General features: G+C 63.9%; 1 protein-coding gene. It reads left to right on the top strand.

The genetic code is table 11. From position 1 onward, the window contains the following. The coding region (locus LRF89_RS13405) for a type IIL restriction-modification enzyme MmeI (protein WP_338018533.1) at positions 1 to 355 on the top strand (355 nt) is incomplete at both ends.

The following is a 355-nucleotide window of genomic DNA, read 5'->3' as shown; positions in this document are numbered from 1 at the left end:
AGATGGCTCCGTGCACAACCGCAGGGCGGATCTCTACCGGCGCGGCTGCTTCGTGCTGGAATCGAAGAAGATCAGGGCTGGGGAGAACACCACCGGCTGGGACAAGGCCCTCAAGCGGGCGTTTGAGCAAGCCCAGGGTTACGTTCGGGCGCTGCCAGCGTGGGAGGGTCGGCCACCGTTCATCCTGGTGGTCGATGTGGGGCAGGTCATCGAGTGCTACTCGGAGTTTTCACGTAGCGGCGGCAACTACGTCCCGTACCCCAGCCCAGCTCAACACAGAATCCGCCTAGAGGATCTTCGGGATCCAGAGGTCCGCGAGCGCCTTCGGCTCGTATGGCTCGACCCGGACGCGCTA

Origin of the sequence: Halorhodospira sp. 9621, from assembly GCF_022228055.1 — a bacterium.
GTDB lineage: Bacteria > Pseudomonadota > Gammaproteobacteria > Nitrococcales > Halorhodospiraceae > Halorhodospira > Halorhodospira halophila_A.
The sequence above is the reverse complement of the archived record's forward strand: the minus strand, read 5'-3'. Positions and strand labels throughout refer to the sequence as shown.